The sequence below is a fragment of the Pseudomonas sp. AN3A02 genome (assembly GCF_011765255.1).
Classification (GTDB): Bacteria; Pseudomonadota; Gammaproteobacteria; order Pseudomonadales; family Pseudomonadaceae; genus Aquipseudomonas.
In genome coordinates this window covers 151773-167258 of record NZ_JAARNI010000010.1, presented here as the reverse complement: position 1 = coordinate 167258, position 15486 = coordinate 151773, and the positions used below count along the sequence as shown (strand labels likewise).

Sequence of the window (15486 nt, the reverse complement as noted above, 5' to 3'; positions counted from 1 at the left end):
CCTAGTTAGTGCGGCGTGCGCACTAGGTATTATTTTGAATAAATCAGTGCAAAGGCGTTCGAAAAAATTGACTGAGTGGTCAGTTGGCAGGACCACGATCGTCGCGATAATCGTAAAAATACGCTTGCTGAAACGTTTAATCTAGAATTTATGGCAGATTACGCGTTAATTTCCCATGATTGAAGAGCCACTCGGCTGTTGAGTTACGACAATGGTCGCCTGCAGTAATCGGTTACGATTGGACAAAGTGTCGGGGCAAGCTCTAAAAAACAAGGAAATCCCGGTTTGAAACTCAGTGATATCGCGCGCATTGCCGGTGTGTCTGTGACCACCGCCAGCTACGTCATCAATGGCAAGGCCGAACAGCAACGGATCAGCAGCGCAACCGTCGAACGGGTGCGCGCCGTGGTTGAACAACATGGCTTTACGCCCAACCCCCAGGCCGCCGGGCTGCGCAGCCGGCATACCCGTACCCTGGGGTTTATCCTGCCGGATCTGGAAAACCCGAGTTACGCACGCATCGCCAAGCTGCTGGAGCAAGGTGCCCGGGCGCGAGGCTATCAACTACTGATCGCCAGTTCCGATGACGACGCCAACAGTGAACGGCAATTGCTGCAATTGTTCCGCGCCCGCCGCTGTGATGCGTTGTTTGTCGCCAGCTGTCTGCCGGCCAATGACGACAGCTACCGCGAGCTGCAAGCCAAGGGTTTGCCGGTGATCGCCATTGACCGGGTGATGGAGTCTACGCAGTTCTGCTCGGTGGTCAGTGATGATCGCCAGGCCTGCCAGCAATTGACCAGCAGCCTGCTGCAACCGCTGCCCAAGCAGATCGTGTTGATCGGCGCGCGGCCAGAGCTGAGCATCAGCCAGGAGCGTGCCGCTGGCTTCAAGGAAGCGCTGAAAGACTTCAATGGTGAAGTGCTGATCGAACAGGGTGAGTCGTTCAGCCGCGATTGTGGCCGACAGCTGATGGAGCAATTGCTGCAAAGCCTGGGGCATTTGCCTGACGCGCTGGTGACGACGTCCTACGTCCTGCTGCAAGGGGTGTTTGATGCGCTGCATGACTTCCCGCTCAAATCCCGCCCGCTGCGTCTGGGGACATTTGGCGACACGCAATTGCTGGATTTCCTGCCGTTGCCGGTGAATGCCATGGCCCAGCAGCATCAATTGATCGCCGACACCGCGCTGCGCCTGGCGCTGGCGGCCATTGAAGAGCAGCACTACGCGCCGGGCGTGCACGCCATCGGCCGCACGTTCAAACAACGGATTCATTCGGAGTAAGCGGTGTGGAGCTGATCGACAGCCACACCCACCTGGACTTCCCGGACTTCGACGCTGATCGCGCTGAAGTCCTGAGCCGCAGTCGCCAGTTGGGCGTGCGCAGGATGGTGGTGCTGGGGGTCTATCAGCAGAATTGGCAACGGCTGTGGGACCTGGTGCAAACCGACGCGGATTTATTCGCCGCCTTCGGCCTGCACCCGGTGTATCTCGACGACCATCGCCCCGCCGACCTGACCGAACTGGGCGACTGGCTGACCCGCCTGAATGGCCACCGGCAACTGTGCGCGGTGGGCGAAATCGGCCTGGATTACTTCCTCGAACAGCTGAACCGCGAACGCCAGCAAAGCCTGTTTGAAGCCCAACTGAAACTAGCGGTGGATTTCCAGCTACCGGCGCTGCTGCATGTGCGCCGCAGCCACGCCGCCGTGATCGCCACCCTCAAGCGCATTCGCCTGCCACGGGGCGGCATCATTCACGCGTTTGCCGGCAGCCAGGAAGAGGCCCGTGAATACATCAAGCTCGGTTTCAAACTCGGCCTGGGCGGCGCGGCGACGTGGCCGCAAGCCCTGCGCATGCACAAAGCGATCGCCCGGCTGCCGCTGGAAGCGGTGGTGCTGGAGACCGATTCGCCGGACATGGCGCCCGTCATGTACGCGGGCCAGCGCAACAGCCCCGAACATCTGCCGGACATCTGTGGCGCCCTGGCGGAGCGCATGGGCATCAGCCCTTCAGCGTTGGCTGAGGCGAGCAGCCGCAATGCCTGCGAGCTGTTCAACTGGTAGGGGTTTTACCTCACGCAATGTCAGCGTCATCCGCTGCCGGTGACGGGCATAACGCAACGTCATGAAGTAGATCAGCACGGCCATCAGCGAGACATTGAGCTGCCCGATCACACTGATCAGCCCTATCCACTCCGCCACCAGCGCCACCAGCAATGCCGCGCTGGTGAGTACGATCATGCTCGGACGCAACAGCCCAAGGTTGTCCAGGGACTTGAACTGCTTCAGCTGCTTGGGGCAACTCGGCTGCACGCCTTTATGGCAATACGAGCAATCAAAAGGCACGTCCATGGCAATGGCATTGAGTTGCCAAGGCTTGAGTTCAAAGGACATATCGCAATGGGTGCAATGCCCTCTAACGCCGACGACTGCGTTGGTCATGACCGAACCTCCGCGAAAATAGGTGAAACAATTCTCACCCATTTTGGCAGTGGAAAAAGATCAACGTCAAAAATGAGACAGGCGCCACGCGCCTCGCGGATTATTCCTACAGCGACGCCTCACACCCGAAAGGCGCCGATCAACTGCTTCAGCTCGATCACTTGCAAGGACAACTGCCGGCTGGCTGCTTCGGTCTGGTGCGCGCCCTGCGCCGCATGCTCACCCGCACGGTTGATCTCGACGATGTTCTGATCGATGTCGTGTGCCACGGCAGTCTGTTGCTCGACGGCAGCGGCAATCTGCTGGTTCTGGTCGACGATCATTCCCACGGCGCCGAGGATATTTTCCAGAGCCTGCTGGACCTTTTCCGACTGCCCTACCGTGCCATTGGCCATCTCGTGGCTGGTACCCATGGCCTTCACTGCTGCGCCGACGCCGCTGTGGAGCTTGGCAATCATCTGCTCGATTTCCTCGGTGGACTGCTGGGTCCGCCGGGCCAGGGTGCGCACCTCATCGGCCACCACGGCGAAACCGCGCCCTTGTTCACCGGCACGCGCGGCCTCGATGGCGGCGTTCAGCGCCAGTAGGTTGGTCTGTTCGGCGATGCTCTTGATCACATCCAGCACGCGGCTGATGGATTGGCTGTCGATGGCCAACTGGTTGATCACACGCACCGATTGATCGATCTCCGAGGCCAACGCCGCGATGCTGCCTTGCTGTGACTGCACCAGGCCGCGACCACTGACGGTTTCCTCGTTGACGCTGTGGGCGCTGCTGACCGCCGCCGCTGCACTGCGGGCGACTTCCTGGGCAGTGGATGACATCTGGTTCATGGCGGTCGCCACTTGCTCGATCTGGCTGCGCTGGCCGGAGACGGCCTGGTTGCTGCTGGCCGAGACCGACTCCACTTGGCCGGCCTGGTGCTCGACCTGGTTGACGGTGTGCCCTACCCGCTCGATCAGGTCATGGATTTTTGCCACGGTGGCGTTGAACACCTGGCCCAAATCCCCCAGTTCGTCGCGGCTTTGGGCGATGAAGGTGACAGTCATGTCACCCGCCGCCACCTTGTCCATCATCGCCCCGAGGTGGCGCAGGGTGGTGCGGGTCGAGGCATAGAACCCGGCGTACAGATAGAAGATCAGCAAAAACACCGAGGCCAGGGCCGCTACCAATCCGATCATGTGCGTGCGGTTTTCTGACAGGCGTTGCTCCAGTTGCTGCTCGAGAAAGGTCAGGGTGGCTTCGTCGAGTTGATAGGTCTTGGCCATCAACGTGCTGACTTCGTCGTAGAAGCCTTGCCATGGGGCGTCGAGGGTTTCGGCCATGACAACCTGCTCTTCGAACAACTCGCTGCCTTGCTTGAGGCTGGCCTTGCTCGCGTCGGCCAGGCTCGCCAACGCGGCGTGGGCAGGTTTGCTGGAGCCGAGGGCGTCCTGCAGTTTCAGGCCGTATTCGGCCTGGAGTTTTTCCAGTTGCTGCAACAATTCATCAAAACGGGTGCTGGAGGACGAGTTGAGAAAGCCCTGGCCCAACGAATAAGCGCCCATTGCCCGGCCTTCGCCCAGGGTTTGGGTGACTTGCGGGGTGACGCTGGTGATCAGTTCGCTGAGTTGGCGCAGGTCGCCTTGTGGATCGCGGCTCAAGCCCGACTGGCTGGCGATGATCTGGCTGAGCATCTGCGCCTTGTTGAGGAGTTTGCCGATCAGCGCGCTTTTGCTCAGCAGCGAGGTTTCCTGTTGCTGGGCCTTGAAGGCGGCGATCATTTCATCGCGCTTGGCTTCGAAGGCGGCGGCTTGCTCGGGGTCGGCGGACAGAGCGTGGAAGCTTTGCAAGCGCTGCAGCAGGCTCTCTTCCAGGGCGACGATCTTGCTTTCAATATCGCCGGCCTTGCCTGACTGGCCGAGGGTTGCGTTGATCTGCACTTGGTTGTTCAGGGTTTCCAGGTCGCGCCGCAGGGCCAGGCTGCTACCCAGCAGGTCGAGGCTTTGCAGCTCAATGCGGGTGCCCTGGAACTCACGCCAGGAGTCGCGCACCAGGTAATAGTTGGTGGCCAGCATGGGCAACAGGAACAGCACGCTGATAAGGCTGAACTTCATGCCGAAGGTCAGGCGGTTCATGAACGCGACGGCGGGATAGAGCAAGCTCTTCACAGGTGAACTCCCTTTTCTTTTATTTTTATTGAGGGCGCAGGGCGGCGGCAGATAGCCACTATTTGGCGCTCTGTCTGTATAGCTCAATTCGAAAAGGAGGTTTGTAACTTAAGGTTAACGAGGTAGGAGCGAGCTGGCTCGCGAAGAACGTCAACGAGAACGCGCGCTATCTGGACGCGCGCGGTGTCTTGACGTTTTTCGCGAGCAAGCTCGCTCCTACAGAGAGGCGTGGATCAGGGCAACACGGTCCAGATGGCGAAGCCGGCATACCACAGCACGGCGGCGCGCAGCAGCAGTTCCCAGATTCGATCGAGGCTGTTGATACCTTCGGCGCCCACCACCGGCGGCGGGATTTCAGCGGCCACCAGGCCCACTTTTTCTACCAGTTGTGCCGCGCTGATGTCCCAGCTCAGCAGCTCATGCAACATCACCCGGCCAACCGCCACGAAGTTGCCTACCAAGGCAAAACTTGCCGCCAGCAGGCGCACGGGCAACCAGTCGAATGCATGGCGCAATTGCCCCGCACGCTCGGCCACCAGTGGGTTCTTGCTGTTCTCGGTCGCCAGCGCCAGCAGCCGGTAGGCCAAGGCGGCCACTGGCCCGAGGAGGAAGTACCAGAAAATCACCGCAAAGAAGCTTTGGTAAGCCTGCCACAACAGATGGCCCTGGACCCGCTCCAGCAGTTGCTCGCCACTGTCAGCGCTGATGCTCAAGTCACGCTCGGCCACATGCTCGGCCGCTTGCAGGTCACCCCGGCGCCAGGCATCACGAAACGGTCCCAACCCGGCCAATAGATCGCCACGGCCCAGGCTGTAGATCACCACCAGCAGATGCACCGGCAGCGCCAACAGGCCATAAGCCACTGGTTCCAGCACCAGCAGCAACAGCGCGAGCAAAGCCACCGGCAGCAGCACCAGCAGCGCGAGGATCAGCCACGGCCGTTTGCCCAGGCTGGCGCTCGCTTCCAGCTTGGCCAGCTCCCGCAGCCAACCCCCATCACGTTGTATACGCTGGCGCAGGGCCGAGAATTTCTCGATCCATACCGCCAACACCAACACCAGAAAACTCATTGTGCGTGTCCTCCATCCTGCAAGGCGCTGCGAAAGCGCGCCCAATCAAAAGCGGGTCCGGGATCGGTCTTGCGTCCCGGGGCGATATCGCTATGGCCACAAATGCGCTGGCGGGTAATGCCCGGGTACGCCGCCAACAACTGGCGCGTCAGGGCAATCAGGGATTGATACTGGGCATCGGTGAAAGGCAGGTCATCGGTACCTTCCAGCTCGATTCCCAGGGAAAAGTCGTTACAGGTTTCACGGCCCTCGAAGCTCGATACGCCGGCATGCCAAGCCCTGTCCAGGCACGAAACAAATTGCGTCACCGCGCCATCACGCTCAATCAGAAAATGCGCAGAAACCCGTAGGTCGGCAATACCTTCAAAGTAGGGATGTTCCGTGACATCCAGACGATTCTGGAAAAATTCATGCACCTTGCCGGTGGCGAATTGCGCCGGTGGCAGGCTGATGTTGTGCACCACCAACAGGGAAATCTCGCCACCAGGGCGCTCGTTGAAGTTGGGTGAAGGGCAATGACGAATGCCCTGGCACCAACCGCTGGCGGGGTCCAACTGCATACAGGTTCCTTGAACGAGGCTCGAGTGACTCAGTATGCCGCGTTCCGCTATCCGGTTGCGATCACTTGGCGCAATGAAGTTGGCGCAGGTTGCCAATCACCGAGGCCAGTGCGCGGTCGAACAGCAACGCATCATCGAGGGTTCGCACCGCGCCGCGCTTGAACTCCAATGCCAGTTCTACCGGGCTTTTTTCCAATACCTTGAGGCCGGTGCGGTTGACAAAAATACAGGTATTGGCCGGCGCAATAATCGCCGTCAACTTGCAGCGCAGGGTGTTTTCAGGGTCTTCCTGGAATTCGACCCAGCAACCGACTCGCAGTTGGCGAACCTTGAGCAGGTCGGGGTCATCGTCCGGCAGGCTCACCGAAACGGCCAGTGCGGCGGGACTGAGGACGAATGCCTCGCGCACCTCAACTTGCGACAACGAAGACTTTCCGTCGGCATTGCCCCGGAAAGACAGGACATGCAGCGTCTGCAATTGCGTGAAAAATTCCCGCGTTATGAAAGGATCAAACGCGGCGCCGCTCAACCCGTCCCGCAGCGCCTTGAGCAATTCAGGCAACTGCTCCAGCAAGTGCCGCCCCGCTTCGGTGTCTTCACTCAGGCCGACACTCCAGATCAACTCATCCATGGTGCGCAACCCGGCCGCCCATTGTGGGGAGTGTTCGCCGTGCTTCAGGCAGGCCAACAACAGTACCTGGCTCCAGGCCTGCTGCAGGAACTGCACCACGAACTCGGGCAAGACTTTGCCCAACAGCCGCAGATTGAGGGCCTCGGCCACCCGCTGGCGGGCGATTTCGGTACGGGCCCGTCCTTCTTCCGCGTCACGGGTGCGTTGCTCCAGTAACTCGCTGCGGCGCCGCTCGTCATGGGTAAACGCGGTGAACTCTGCCAGCAACTGGGAAAAAATCGCCGGGTCATCGACAAAATCGTTCAGCAAGCGCTGCACTACCTGCTCGATGTGCACGTACAAGCTGTCGCGCTGATAATCGTCGCGCTGGCTCCAGCCCATGGCTGCCGCAGCGATTTCATTGAGCAGGCGTCGCGCCGGGTGGTTGGCGTGACTGAAAAAACTCTTGTCGAGCACCGCCACTTTCAACATCGGAATCTGCAGGCGGGCGATCAGGGCCTTGAGGGACTCAGGCACCGTGCTGTCATCGAGAATGAACTCGAAGAGCATGGCGATCAGGTTGATTACGTCCTCGTCGGCGTCCTCAACCACCCGTGACTTGCCGCTCTTTACGCTGACCCGGGTCAGCAATTGTTCCAGCTGGTTGCGCAGGTCGAAGTCATCCTCGACCTCGGGCGCAGGCACGTATTGCTGCAAATGGGAGAGCAGGCGCAGCAAGTCACGGGTGGAGATTGGCTGGGTCTCGGCGCTGGCTTCAAGGGTGGGGGCCACACTGCCGCGCACCGCAGTCAGCAATTCCTGCAACGCCGCGAAGACTTCCTGCCCGCTATCGTCTGCGGGATGGCCGGTAGTCGGTGGGGTGTCCTCAGGCAAATCGGCGGTGGCGACCGCACGCCGCGATGGCACCGCCTTGAGTTCGGGCAATACGCCGGTGGCGATCAGCAACTGGTTGGCTTCGCCGTACAACAAGTCGGCGTCACTGAGGACGTATTTTTCAAACAGTTTGAGGATGATCAGCTTGACCCGAATCTCCACGCCAAGGCTGCGTCCCGCTTGCAGAAAGAACGCGCAGAGCATTGCCGGGCCCAGTGGGTTATCGCGATCATCCAGGCGTTTGTCGAGCAAGGCGTTCAGGCGTGCCGTCAACTGCGCAAGGGCCAGGCCATCACGGCGCAGCACCTTGCCCAGCATGGCCTCGAGGGCGACGGCTTTTTCCAGCTCGTCGCTTGAGGCGCCGGGCACCGCCGCGTAGGACACCACCGGAATCAGTTGCAGCTCACCGCGCTCCACGTTGCCAAGATTGGCAAACGCCTCGTAGAGCTGCTCCATGAAGCCGCGCTCGAAATTCTTGCGCTTGAGGCGCAAGTCGCGCATGGCTTCAAAGAAAATACCGTGGTCGACGTTACTGCGGGACTTGTCGGCCATTTCGAACAGGGTGTCGTCGGCGTTATCGAACAGCTCCTGCAGCCCCTGTTTAAGCTGCTGCGCCGCCTTGTCACGGACCTGGAGCAACACCACCGGCAGGCGGGCGAGCGGCGACGGCGTCGCCCGTGCCTTATTGATCGGCACCACCTTCCCGTCTTTGTGCATCCTGGCCTCCTGAAACGGCGGTATTCGATTTTGTGAAAGATCGGACGGCGACGGGGCAAAGTACCCCGGAGCACTGCGAAAATCGGGCTATCACTGTAACGTCAAAGCTATGACGCCAATTGCAAGGCGCGAGATTATCTTGCAAATGGAGGTTGTTGCGCCAGCAAACTCTGTGATCGCTGTGTAAATGAGCACCTCAAGCCGCGCCAGTGGCGCCTGTCGTCTTGGGTTCGGGCCCGCCCTGCCCCTATAATCCAGGCACTTTGTTTGTGGAGCCTGTTATGCCCAATCTTCGTCTAGCCGACCTGACCGCTGAAATCGAAGCCAACGTGCGTCGCGCACTGCTGGAAGACATCGGCAGCGGCGATATCACCGCGCAGCTGATCCCGGCCGAACGCCTGGCCAAGGCCACGATCATCACCAGGGATGCCGCCGTTATCAGCGGCACGGCTTGGGTGGAGGCGGTGTTTCGCCAGTTGGACCCGCGTGTCGCGGTGCATTGGCAGGTGCGTGACGGCGAACGTGTCAGCCCGAACCAGGTGCTGTTTCACCTCGAAGGGCCAGCCCGTTCGCTACTCAGTGGTGAGCGTTGCGCGCTGAATTTCCTGCAATTGCTGTCAGGCGTTGCCACTCGAGCTCAATACCTGGCGGACTTTGTCGCGTCCACCCAGGTCAAGCTGCTGGATACCCGCAAGACCCTGCCCGGCCTGCGCCTGGCGCAAAAATATGCAGTGACCTGCGGCGGTTGCCACAACCACCGCATCGGCCTGTATGACGCGTTCCTGATCAAGGAAAACCATATCGCGGCCTGCGGTGGCATTGCCCAGGCCATCAGCGCCGCCCACAAGATCGCCCCGGGCAAGCCGGTGGAAATCGAAGTGGAAAGCCTGGAAGAACTGCGCGAAGCACTGGCGGCGGGCGCCGACATCATCATGCTGGATGAGCTGAGCCTGGATGACATGCGCGAAGCGGTGCGCCTGAACGGCGGCAAAGCCAAGCTGGAAGCCAGTGGCGGGATTAACGAAAGCACCTTGCTGCCCATCGCTGAAACCGGCGTGGACTACATCTCCATCGGGGCGATGACCAAGGATGTGAAGGCGGTGGATTTGTCGATGCGGCTTAGTCTCTGAAACGCCCCTAAATGTAAGCGCAAGCTTTTGTGGCGAGGGAGCTTGCTCCCGCTGGGTTGCGAAGCGACCCCAAAAAACTTGGGAGCGCTGCGCACTCCAGCGGGAGCAAGCTCCCTCGCCACAGTAAACTCGTGTCAGATCGCGAGATTGTTCATCCCGCAATACTCGTTCCAGTCCACACCCAGCACCTCGGCAGCCTCCTTGTGCAAAGCCAGGCGTGCCGCCTCGAACTCTTCCGGGGTGGTGGTGTACTTCAGGGTCAGTTCCCACGGCTGCAGGCCCTGGGCCTCGGCCTCATCTTCAAATGACCATTGGATCTGGTCCCTTTGATCATCGGCGCTCAGGTCCTTGATCTCATCCAGCAGTTCCGGCGACTCCGCAACGTACTTTTTGAGGGCTGCTTCGTGCCGCGCTTCCTGGGTCATTTCTTGTATGGTCATGTCGTTCTCTTAGATCGAGGAATGGGGATGCATCTGGGTCATCAAGGTTGCGCAGATACAAAAGAACAGGCATGAATACCGGTTCGTCTGGCCTTCAGAACCATTCTGGGATCATCTGAAAACTGTGTTGCCTTTTTGCCCGAGACAGGAATCGAACCTGCGACCTTCGCGTTACGAGTGCGCTGCTCTACCGGCTGAGCTACACGGGCGGTGGGCTAAAGCTAGCACTGCCTTGGGCGTCCGGCAACTCACTGCTTTTCGAGGGCAATCACACCTTGCACCCAAAAGCGCGGCTGCAGGTGACCGTTACTCAGGCCCATGTAGTGCTCGCTACGCGCCGTGAGGCCAGGCACATCACGAATCGCGACGAACACCAACAAGCCGACGGCCACGACACTCGCCATCATCCACATTTTGTAAAGCAATGGCGCCGGGGCGACCGGTGGAGTTCGCCACACATGCAATGCCATCAGCCACCCGGCCACCAACGCCAGCCAGAGTTGCGAAACCGGCATCACGATCACGCCATCCACCATGGCCTGGGTCAGTGCACCGACCAGCGAGGCAAACAGGCACAGGCGCAGCAGGTCCACGGGCGTCCACGACAACCCACGATCGCGTAACACACCGATGGTTGCCCACCCGGCCCACGTAACCAACACGATCACACCTAGCGTTGACGGCACGCCCCACTCGCTGGCCCATTGCAGAATCGCCTGATGAGGGTGAGCAGCAATGTCGTTGGCGATGTCGGCAAAATGCATCGGCCCGAAACCCAGCCAAGGACGCTCAAGAATCATATTCCAGGCCTGCGACCAGATAGGCCCACGCCCGGACAAACTGGTCGTCAGACGGTCTGCAGCGGCGTTGGAAATTTCAATCCCCAGGTACTTTGCCAGCACGCTGAACACCAGCCAGTACAGCAACAACCCGCCGGCCAGTGCCGCCAACTGCCAGGCTACCCAGCGGCGACCATGCTGCCCCAAAAACACCAGTACGAAGCCCGCAATACCCATACCGAGCCACGTGCCGCGGGTACCACCACTGATCGCGATCAGCCACCAGATACAGAGCAGTGCAAACACCGCGCCCCGCGCTGGACGAGCGACGCTTGAAAGCAGCAAGGGAAGTGCCAGCAGTGGCAGGGTGAAGGTCTGGAACTGCCCGTAGAAGCGCTTGTTGGAAAATCCGGACAACAGCAAATCGGGGTTTACGACCGTTTCACCGCTGGTAAAGGCGAGGATGCCAGCGTGCAGATATTGAGCACTTTTAAACAGGCACAACAACAATACGAACAGGATCAGTACGCGATCCAGTGACTCGGCCCCATCGCGCCTGACCTGGCTGAAAGCAACCGCAATGGCGCCACAACTGATGAGCAGCGCCAGCTCGGTCAACGCCCAGAGTGGCTGATGGGCCAACAGGGCCGAAACCAGCCCCGCTGCCCCAATCAGCGACACCCCGAGCGCTGTCGGCCTATCAACGCATCGCCCGGCCTGCGGCAAACACAGCCCATACAACACCGCACATATCGCCACCGATATCTGCACCACACGTTGCCAGTCGTGGCTGCTGAACGGCGCGCAGACAGCCAGCGTCAGCAGACACATGACCACAATGAGGAATGTATTTCCCCGCTGCTGAACAGACAACGTCATCGGCACCCTCTACTTCCTTGTGGCAGGTATGGAGCGGTTTACGCACACGCTCTCGATTGTTGCGTAAACAGTAGCCGACCTTCGGATCAGGCGCCGCCGGAAGTACAACCCTTGGCAGCGTAAAGGTCTTCTGCCGTGGTGGTGCACTTCCAGCCAGTCGTGGCATTACGGGTCAAGGTGATGATTTTGCCCAGGACCGGCGCGGGTGCGTCGAGGATTTCACAGGCAATCGTGCCAGCACCGGTGGCGATGTCGCCGGTCACGTCAATCCTGCAGTTGGCCGTTGGGCTGGTCCCGCCAATCAACGCCAGGGTTGGCGCAGTACCCTGGTTCAGCGTGTCTTCAAAGCCGGCCTTCAATGCGGAGACCTCGGCCAGCCCAGCGGTGAACTTGGCCTTGGCCTGGTGCTTGGTGTACATGGGCAGGCCGATGGTGGCCAAAATGCCGATGATTGCCACGACGATCAACAATTCGATCAAGGTAAAACCTTTCTGACGCATCACATTCACTCTCCAGAATAAAACCTATCGCGAGGCGCTTCCTGCACCCCGCTCGGCAACCGCGCCAGTGTACTCACCCCTGCGCGGCCAATGCTGAACAAGACGCACAAACTGACATTTTTTCGTTCAAGGCGACCCTGCCCGAATCCGTCACCTGACTAAGCTATAAATCTTCCACTGTCTGTGTGCGGAACTGCGAAATGAATGATGTTTCAGCGATCTATGCCTGGGAAGGCATCAACCGCAAAGGGCGCAAGGTCTCGGGAGAAACCAGCGGTCACAACCCTGCACTGGTCAAAGCACTGTTGCGCCAGCAAGGCATCAACCCTGGCCGCGTACGCAAAAAATCCGCGGGCTGGCCGGGCCTCGCTCCGTCGGTCAAACCAGCGGAAATCGCCCTCTTCACTCGCCAGTTGGCGACGCTATTGAAGGCTGGCATCGCGCTTCTGCAAGCACTGGATATCATCGCCGAAGGCTTCGACAACCGGCATATGCGCAGCCTCGTACAAGGCTTGAAACAGGAGATCGCCGCCGGCAGCAGCCTGTCTGTCGCCTTGCAGAAACAGCCGCGCTACTTCGATGAACTGTACTGCAACCTGATTGCGGCAGGGGAGCAGGCGGGCGCGCTAGAAGCGCTGCTGGAACGCGTCGCGACCCACCTTGAAAAAAGCGAGCAACTAAAAGCCAGAATCAAGAAGGCGATGACCTATCCCATGACGGTGCTGGCCGTCGCCACCCTTGTCAGTGCGATCTTGCTGATTCACGTTGTGCCACAGTTCCAGGGCCTGTTTGCCGGCGTCGATGCGCAGCTGCCGGGTTTTACCTTGGCGGTCATCAGTCTGTCGGAGTTCATGCAACACCACTGGTGGGTACTGATTTTGGTCGCGGGCACCGGTTTCGCGGGACTGCGCAAAGCCTATCGCTCGTCCACAGGCTTTCGCCACTGGCTCGATGCCAGTTTGTTGAAAGCACCGGTGGCAGGCACACTGCTGAAAAAATCGGCGGTAGCGCGCTACGCCCGCACGCTCTCGACCACCTTTGCGGCTGGCGTCCCCCTGGTGCAAGCATTGGATTCCGTGGCCAGTGCTACGGGTAATGGACTGTTCAAACAGGCAATCAATCGTATGCGGCACGACGTATCAACCGGAACCCAGTTGAATGAATCCATGGCCGTGAGCGGCCTGTTTCCAGGCATGGCGATCCAGATGACCGCTATCGGCGAGGAGTCGGGCACCCTCGACACCATGCTGGAAAAAGTCGCCAACCACTACGAGGCCGACGTCGATAACCTGGTGGACAACCTCACCAGTCTGATGGAACCGCTGATCATGGTGGTACTCGGGGGCATCGTCGGGGCATTGGTGCTCGCCATGTACCTGCCGATCTTTCAACTCGGTACCGCCTTTTGAGCACGTCACTGACTGAGATCCTTGTTTATCAGCCATGGGTATTTGTATCAGGCGCATTGCTGCTGGGCTTGATTGTCGGCAGCTTTATCAACGTGCTGGTATGGCGCCTGCCGAAGATGCTGGAGCGTGAATGGCGAGCCCAGGCCCATGAAGTCCTTGGCCTTCCCGCCGAGCCCATCGCGGCGCCCTATAACTTGATGCGCCCCAACTCCTGTTGCCCACACTGCAACCACCCGATTCGCCCCTGGGAGAATATTCCGCTGCTCAGTTACCTCCTGCTCAGAGGGCGCTGCTCAAGTTGCCATTCACCTATCGGCGCGCGTTACCCCTTCACCGAGTTGGCGTGCGGGCTGATCTCGGCGGTTGTCGCCTGGAATTTCGGTTTCGGCTGGGCAGCCGGCGCGGTGATGGTGTTGAGTTGGGGCTTGCTGGCGATGAGCCTGATCGACGTAGACCATCAACTGCTGCCAGATGCACTGGTGCTGCCGTTGCTGTGGCTGGGCCTGATCCTCAACAGCTTTGGCGTTTTTGTGTCATTGCCCGATGCGCTGTGGGGCGCGGTAGCCGGCTACATGAGCCTGTGGTCGGTGTTCTGGCTGTTCAAGCTGATCACCGGCAAGGACGGGATGGGTTACGGTGATTTCAAGCTACTGGCAATGCTCGGCGCCTGGGGCGGCTGGCAGATCCTGCCGATGACGCTGCTGCTGTCGTCCCTGGTGGGCGTGATGGGTGGCCTGATTCTATTGCGCCTGCGCAAAGCCCAAGTGTCGGTTCCAATGCCTTTTGGTCCGTATCTGGCAATTGCCGGCTGGATTGCATTGCTCTGGGGTGGTCAAATAACCGACTTCTATTTGCAGTCTGTCGGTTTCAGATGACCACTCCTGTTGCAACACCCTGGATTCTTGGCCTCACTGGCGGCATCGGCAGTGGCAAAAGCGCGGCAGCCGAACACTTCGTACGGCTAGGCGTGGACCTGATTGACGCCGACCACGCTGCGCGTTGGGTAGTCGAACCCGGGCGTCCTGCCCTTGCGCAAATTGCCGAGCATTTCGGTGCAAGCGTGCTGCAGCCTGACGGGCAGTTGGACCGTGGGGCGCTGCGCAAGCTGATCTTCGAAGTGCCCGAGGAACGCCTCTGGCTGGAAGCGTTGCTGCACCCGCTGATCGCCGAGGAGATTCGCAGCCATCTGGCGCGTGCCAAATCGCCTTACGCAATTCTGGTGTCGCCGTTACTGATCGAGTCCGGCCAGTACACCATGACCCAACGGGTGTTGGTGATCGACGTGCCGCAATCGTTGCAGATTGAGCGTACCCTGCAGCGCGATGGCATCAGCGAAGCGCAGGTGCAGGCGATTCTCAAGGCCCAGGCCACCCGTGAAGACCGCCTGCGCCATGCCGATGACGTGCTGGTCAATGACCAGGACCTGGCCCGGCTGCATGCCGAGGTCGAGCGACTGCACCACTTTTACCTTACTTTGCGTGGAGGCCGATCATGAGCCAACCCTTGACCGTCGAATGCCCAACCTGCGGCGCACCCGTGGAATGGAAAGCGGAAAACCCCAACCGCCCGTTCTGCTCGGACCGTTGCAAACTGATCGACCTGGGCGCCTGGGCGTCGGAAGAACACAAGATCCCGGTCAGCCCGGACGCCGAGGACGAACTGTTCTCAGAAGACTTTCAGCCCAAACACTAAGGCCGCATAAAGCCATAGTCCTGCTGGTCGTCGAGATTCTCTGCGAGGTATTGCAGCTCGTCGGCCAGGTCTTCAAAACTGCGCACGCCCTTGCTCTGCTGCACCACCGCACTGAGCATGGCGCGCAGGGTCAAGCCCGGGTCAAAGCCGATTTCCTGCGCCGCGTCCTGGCTTCTGCGTAACTCTTGCCGTGCCCATTCGTACACACTCATGAT

The 15486-nt window shown here is 59.9% G+C and carries 16 protein-coding genes and 1 tRNA gene; 7 read left to right on the top strand and 10 right to left on the bottom strand.

The window, feature by feature from the left end; all coding sequences use genetic code 11:
* The first annotated feature begins 285 nt into the window (after positions 1 to 285).
* Both cra and HBJ59_RS26525 read left to right on the top strand, forming a co-directional pair.
* Entirely contained in the window at positions 286 to 1281 is a 996-nt protein-coding gene (cra, locus tag HBJ59_RS26530) for a catabolite repressor/activator (protein ID WP_167665259.1), read from the top strand.
* Between the two features lie 5 nt (positions 1282 to 1286).
* Positions 1287 to 2063: a TatD family hydrolase gene (locus HBJ59_RS26525; protein WP_167665258.1), complete on the top strand. Its 777-nt coding sequence runs from the start codon at positions 1287 to 1289 to the stop codon at positions 2061 to 2063.
* On the opposite strand, the gene HBJ59_RS26520 is transcribed toward HBJ59_RS26525, so the two are convergent.
* The 5 genes from HBJ59_RS26520 to HBJ59_RS26500 all read right to left on the bottom strand — a co-directional run bounded on the left by HBJ59_RS26520 (position 2010) and on the right by HBJ59_RS26500 (position 8442).
* Positions 2010 to 2441, bottom strand: coding sequence for a hypothetical protein (locus tag HBJ59_RS26520; RefSeq protein WP_256670902.1), 432 nt, complete (start codon positions 2439 to 2441; stop codon positions 2010 to 2012). The genes HBJ59_RS26525 and HBJ59_RS26520 overlap by 54 nt on opposite strands.
* A gap of 119 nt (positions 2442 to 2560) precedes the next feature.
* Entirely contained in the window at positions 2561 to 3265 is a 705-nt protein-coding gene (locus HBJ59_RS32095) for a methyl-accepting chemotaxis protein (protein WP_372241508.1), read from the bottom strand.
* A gap of 1559 nt (positions 3266 to 4824) precedes the next feature.
* Positions 4825 to 5661, bottom strand: a complete 837-nt coding sequence (gene ampE, locus HBJ59_RS26510; RefSeq protein ID WP_076016489.1) for a regulatory signaling modulator protein AmpE — start codon at positions 5659 to 5661, stop codon at positions 4825 to 4827.
* Positions 5658 to 6221: a 1,6-anhydro-N-acetylmuramyl-L-alanine amidase AmpD gene (gene ampD / locus HBJ59_RS26505; protein ID WP_076016488.1), complete on the bottom strand. Its 564-nt coding sequence runs from the start codon at positions 6219 to 6221 to the stop codon at positions 5658 to 5660. The genes ampE and ampD overlap by 4 nt, the downstream gene beginning before the upstream one ends.
* A gap of 61 nt (positions 6222 to 6282) precedes the next feature.
* Positions 6283 to 8442, bottom strand: a complete 2160-nt coding sequence (locus HBJ59_RS26500) for a DUF1631 domain-containing protein (RefSeq protein ID WP_167665256.1) — start codon at positions 8440 to 8442, stop codon at positions 6283 to 6285.
* Between the two features lie 281 nt (positions 8443 to 8723).
* On the opposite strand from HBJ59_RS26500, the gene nadC reads away from it, so the two are divergent.
* Entirely contained in the window at positions 8724 to 9572 is an 849-nt protein-coding gene (gene nadC, locus HBJ59_RS26495) for a carboxylating nicotinate-nucleotide diphosphorylase (RefSeq protein WP_010175009.1), read from the top strand.
* 134 nt (positions 9573 to 9706) lie between these two features.
* On the opposite strand, the gene HBJ59_RS26490 is transcribed toward nadC, so the two are convergent.
* The 4 genes from HBJ59_RS26490 to HBJ59_RS26475 form a co-directional block, all read right to left on the bottom strand.
* Complete coding sequence (locus tag HBJ59_RS26490; RefSeq protein WP_076016485.1) at positions 9707 to 10012, bottom strand: DUF6388 family protein; 306 nt, start codon at positions 10010 to 10012, stop codon at positions 9707 to 9709.
* A 136-nt stretch (positions 10013 to 10148) separates the two neighbouring features.
* Positions 10149 to 10221 (bottom strand) — tRNA-Thr (locus HBJ59_RS26485).
* Positions 10222 to 10260: 39 nt separating this feature from the next.
* Positions 10261 to 11670, bottom strand: coding sequence for an O-antigen ligase (locus HBJ59_RS26480; protein WP_167665255.1), 1410 nt, complete (start codon positions 11668 to 11670; stop codon positions 10261 to 10263).
* An 86-nt stretch (positions 11671 to 11756) separates the two neighbouring features.
* On the bottom strand, positions 11757 to 12170 hold the full coding sequence (locus HBJ59_RS26475; protein WP_167665254.1) for a pilin: 414 nt from the start codon (positions 12168 to 12170) through the stop codon (positions 11757 to 11759).
* 200 nt (positions 12171 to 12370) lie between these two features.
* Here HBJ59_RS26475 and HBJ59_RS26470 point away from each other — a divergent pair, with 200 nt between their 5' ends.
* The 4 genes from HBJ59_RS26470 to yacG are packed head-to-tail and all read left to right on the top strand — an operon-like array spanning position 12371 to position 15271.
* Entirely contained in the window at positions 12371 to 13579 is a 1209-nt protein-coding gene (locus HBJ59_RS26470) for a type II secretion system F family protein (protein WP_167665272.1), read from the top strand.
* Positions 13576 to 14454, top strand: coding sequence for an A24 family peptidase (locus tag HBJ59_RS26465; RefSeq protein WP_372241507.1), 879 nt, complete (start codon positions 13576 to 13578; stop codon positions 14452 to 14454). Before HBJ59_RS26470 ends, HBJ59_RS26465 begins: the two co-directional genes overlap by 4 nt.
* On the top strand, positions 14451 to 15074 hold the full coding sequence (gene coaE / locus HBJ59_RS26460; RefSeq protein ID WP_167665253.1) for a dephospho-CoA kinase: 624 nt from the start codon (positions 14451 to 14453) through the stop codon (positions 15072 to 15074). Before HBJ59_RS26465 ends, coaE begins: the two co-directional genes overlap by 4 nt.
* Positions 15071 to 15271: a DNA gyrase inhibitor YacG gene (gene yacG / locus HBJ59_RS26455; protein WP_063027056.1), complete on the top strand. Its 201-nt coding sequence runs from the start codon at positions 15071 to 15073 to the stop codon at positions 15269 to 15271. The genes coaE and yacG overlap by 4 nt, the downstream gene beginning before the upstream one ends.
* Here the strand turns inward: yacG and HBJ59_RS26450 are convergent.
* Entirely contained in the window at positions 15268 to 15483 is a 216-nt protein-coding gene (locus HBJ59_RS26450) for a hypothetical protein (protein WP_003215917.1), read from the bottom strand. The two genes, yacG and HBJ59_RS26450, sit on opposite strands and share 4 nt — an antisense overlap.
* Positions 15484 to 15486: the final 3 nt, after the last annotated feature.

Coding starts and splice junctions, on each gene's coding strand:
- HBJ59_RS26475 (WP_167665254.1), bottom strand. CDS start 12,170: ATGCGTCAGAAAGGTTTTACCTTGATCGAATTGTTGATCGTCGTGGCA.
- ampE (WP_076016489.1), bottom strand. CDS start 5,661: ATGAGTTTTCTGGTGTTGGTGTTGGCGGTATGGATCGAGAAATTCTCG.
- ampD (WP_076016488.1), bottom strand. CDS start 6,221: ATGCAGTTGGACCCCGCCAGCGGTTGGTGCCAGGGCATTCGTCATTGC.
- HBJ59_RS26500 (WP_167665256.1), bottom strand. CDS start 8,442: ATGCACAAAGACGGGAAGGTGGTGCCGATCAATAAGGCACGGGCGACG.
- yacG (WP_063027056.1), top strand. CDS start 15,071: ATGAGCCAACCCTTGACCGTCGAATGCCCAACCTGCGGCGCACCCGTG.
- HBJ59_RS26450 (WP_003215917.1), bottom strand. CDS start 15,483: ATGAGTGTGTACGAATGGGCACGGCAAGAGTTACGCAGAAGCCAGGAC.
- HBJ59_RS26490 (WP_076016485.1), bottom strand. CDS start 10,012: ATGACCATACAAGAAATGACCCAGGAAGCGCGGCACGAAGCAGCCCTC.
- nadC (WP_010175009.1), top strand. CDS start 8,724: ATGCCCAATCTTCGTCTAGCCGACCTGACCGCTGAAATCGAAGCCAAC.
- coaE (WP_167665253.1), top strand. CDS start 14,451: ATGACCACTCCTGTTGCAACACCCTGGATTCTTGGCCTCACTGGCGGC.
- HBJ59_RS26480 (WP_167665255.1), bottom strand. CDS start 11,670: ATGACGTTGTCTGTTCAGCAGCGGGGAAATACATTCCTCATTGTGGTC.
- HBJ59_RS32095 (WP_372241508.1), bottom strand. CDS start 3,265: ATGTCATCCACTGCCCAGGAAGTCGCCCGCAGTGCAGCGGCGGCGGTC.
- HBJ59_RS26470 (WP_167665272.1), top strand. CDS start 12,371: ATGAATGATGTTTCAGCGATCTATGCCTGGGAAGGCATCAACCGCAAA.
- HBJ59_RS26520 (WP_256670902.1), bottom strand. CDS start 2,441: ATGACCAACGCAGTCGTCGGCGTTAGAGGGCATTGCACCCATTGCGAT.